The organism is Streptomyces dysideae (genome assembly GCF_001514305.1).
GTDB lineage: Bacteria > Actinomycetota > Actinomycetes > Streptomycetales > Streptomycetaceae > Streptomyces > Streptomyces dysideae.
Map to the genome: position 1 here is coordinate 25,252 of NZ_KQ949136.1, position 2,595 is coordinate 27,846.

Sequence of the window (2,595 nt, forward strand, 5' to 3'; positions counted from 1 at the left end):
CCCTTTTCCAGGTGAACCGTTTGCCCTTCTTCCGGTCAAGTGTTTCCTCGGGAGGGTTCTTCCCTGCTCCGGAATCCGCACCGTCACCGAAGGAAGCGGTGCCGGTGTTGTCCTCGGAAACCGCGCCGGCTGGCTTGTCGGACATGACCTTCTCCTCTTCCGGCTTCTCGGGGTTCTCGGGCATGGATTCCCGCCTCTTTCAACGAGGGCTGTCCGACCCGGTGGATCGGCAACTGGACGTCGCCCTGTCCGGTTTCCCAGGCTTTCTCGCGTTTCTCGGCGCCGTCAGGCCGGTGGCCGACACGAGCGGCAGCACGGCCCCGGCGACGGCGGGCACCCCGATCCGTAACCGGGACGGCAGCCGTCCGAGCAGCCGGTCGGTCACCATGCCGATGCTCATCGCGGACATCGGGACCATGGGGCGATGCAGCGGTCCTGCAGCACGCTGCCGCGCACATCCGCCCCCTCACCCCGGGCCCGGTGGGAGCCGACGTGCCGGGTCTTCTCCCCGTCGATACGGCTCGGTACGGCCGAGTGGTCGTTGAGCACGTGGGTGTGGACCACGGCGGGTTCGACTGCGACGGCCGAGGCCTCGACCAGCGGCACCCACGGCAGACGGTGCGGGACGTACAGGGCCGCAGTGTGCACGGCCGTCCGGGCACCGACGACCACCACGAATCTCGCCCTCCGGCTCACGGGGGTGCTGAGCGGGAGGGCCCGCCGCACGACGGAGACGGGTCCGCGGGAGGCCCTCGTCCGCGGATCCTGTTCGTCCGTGGGCGCGTCGGCCGTTCGGGAGTGGTGCATGATGCCTCCTCGGAAGGTATGCGGTGGCACCGTCCATCCCGGTGACGCGGGATCTCACGCATGTCCAGCCTGAGCCGCGCGCCCACCCCGAACATCGCGCCAATGGGGGAGATCACCACAGACCTTCGGGGGAAGCTTTCTCTCCCCTGTATGGGGGAGGCGGCGCCAGGATCCAAGCCGCAGGTTCCCCGGACATCGAGCCCGGAGAAACAGGCGCCGCCACCGCCGCTCCCCTGAAGAGGGGAGGGCCGGCTGAACCGGCTGGACGGGGCAGAAGAGCCTGTTGCAGTACCTGAAGAAGAACGGCATCAGCTACACCTACTGGTGCTGGAACCCCGACCCCGGTGTCACCGGCGGCGCCCTCAAGGAGGACTGGAAGACCGTTGACCCGGGCTAGAAGGCGCTGGTCTCCGCGTACCAGTCGCCGGTGCCGGAGGCGGAGAAGAAGGCGGCCCGATCCTGCGGGCGTGCCCCGGTCGCCAGACACTCGTGAAGGGGCTGCGGACACCACGCGTGTCCCCTCGTTCCGCGGTCAGCCGTGTGCGGCGCTTCCAGGCCGATCGCGCCGGCCAGGCCGCTCGGGCCGGTCAGCCGCTCCCTCACGGCGGCACCGTGGCCCGCAGCGGCGTCGGCCAGGCTCATCAGGAACCATCGGCTGTGCCAGGTCCGCGCCCCTGACGACGCGGGCCCTGAAGCCGGGATGGGAGGCCTCGACCCCGGTGCCGATCATCGCGACCGTCACGTCCTCGCCCCTGGTGATCTCCCATGCCTGTTCGGCCTCAAGGGCGGTCAGCGCCCACTCGGACCCGCGCAGTGCGGCGGAACCGGCGGCGGCTGCGGTGTCGGACCCGGCCGCAGCCGCCGCGACCGACGCGGCGACGGTGAGCGCCGGTGCGGCGGCACCGATCAGGGCGCGCCCGGCGAGTACGGCGCTCGAAGCTGTGGGATCCGCCAAAGTGACGCCTCCCGCCCTTACGCTGGACGCAACCCGAGACGTGGAACCACCTCTTGCGGGGGTGGAGATGCGGAGTCCTCGCGGTCCGAGGGCCATCTCCCCCATTTGGGGGTGCGGAAAGGGGCCCCGAAGGTAGCAGCCCGGTTCAGCAGTTCGCGTGATGTCCGCGACTGTCCATGGGCGCAGGCTGTTGAGTGAGGTCCCGCCGGGCGGGGCCGAGGGTCTCTCGCTTGGAGGAGCCGTGATGCACCGCTTCCGGACGGTACCTGGGCACACCGGCGAACTGCAGGACCAGCCACGGTTTTCCCGGAGTTCTGCCACATCCACGGCGCGAGGTGGTCGGGTGTGCTGCGCATGGCCGTCGCCTGGTGTCCGTACCAGCTGGTCCTCGCCTGTGTGGCGATGCGTGCCATGCGCCGCCGGCTGACCGGCCGTACCGACGTGGAGAAGACCCGGCACGTCGGCGCCCACCGGGCCCAGGGGGAGGAGGCGGACTCCCATGAGCGTGAGGGAAGGCCGCATCTGGTCGTGGCCCATGGCGGCAAGGCGCCTCCGGCGCCGGCCGGGCGGCAGGTGGCGGAAGCCTCCGGGGACGGCCGTGAGAACTGGATCCTGACCACGCCGAAGAACGCGAAGAAGGTCTGGAGGGCCGGACAGGGCGACATCCAGCCGCAGATCTACCGGGTCGGTTAGTCCCGGGCCGAGGAGGTGACACGACATGCCCGAGAACCCCGAGAACAGGGACAAGGACATACCTGAGGGCTCCGAGAACGCTGAACGGCCGCCTCCGGAAGAGACCGGAGAGAAGAAGCGGCGGTTCACCCTGAAAAAGG

5 protein-coding genes are annotated in these 2,595 nt (G+C 70.0%); 2 read left to right on the forward strand and 3 right to left on the reverse strand.

Going from position 1 to position 2,595, the window contains the following annotated elements; translation table 11 throughout:
- Together AQJ91_RS46370 and AQJ91_RS46375 are read right to left on the reverse strand one after the other, a co-directional pair.
- Positions 1–184: hypothetical protein (locus tag AQJ91_RS46370; protein ID WP_159054820.1), on the reverse strand; the 184-nt coding region annotated here is incomplete at its 3' end.
- A gap of 212 nt (positions 185–396) precedes the next feature.
- Positions 397–807 (reverse strand): GtrA domain-containing protein, encoded by a 411-nt coding sequence (locus AQJ91_RS46375; RefSeq protein ID WP_067035776.1) that lies wholly within the window; start codon positions 805–807, stop codon positions 397–399.
- A 283-nt stretch (positions 808–1,090) separates the two neighbouring features.
- Here AQJ91_RS46375 and AQJ91_RS57035 point away from each other — a divergent pair, with 283 nt between their 5' ends.
- The gene (locus AQJ91_RS57035) at positions 1,091–1,204 is read left to right on the forward strand and encodes a glycoside hydrolase family 5 protein (protein ID WP_234383447.1); all 114 of its coding nucleotides are present in this window, start codon (positions 1,091–1,093) and stop codon (positions 1,202–1,204) included.
- A gap of 135 nt (positions 1,205–1,339) precedes the next feature.
- On the opposite strand, the gene AQJ91_RS54210 is transcribed toward AQJ91_RS57035, so the two are convergent.
- Positions 1,340–1,762, reverse strand: coding sequence for a hypothetical protein (locus tag AQJ91_RS54210; protein ID WP_159054821.1), 423 nt, complete (start codon positions 1,760–1,762; stop codon positions 1,340–1,342).
- A 345-nt stretch (positions 1,763–2,107) separates the two neighbouring features.
- Between AQJ91_RS54210 and AQJ91_RS46385 the strand changes: the two genes are divergently transcribed.
- Entirely contained in the window at positions 2,108–2,455 is a 348-nt protein-coding gene (locus AQJ91_RS46385; RefSeq protein WP_067035782.1) for a hypothetical protein, read from the forward strand.
- Positions 2,456–2,595 lie beyond the last annotated feature (140 nt).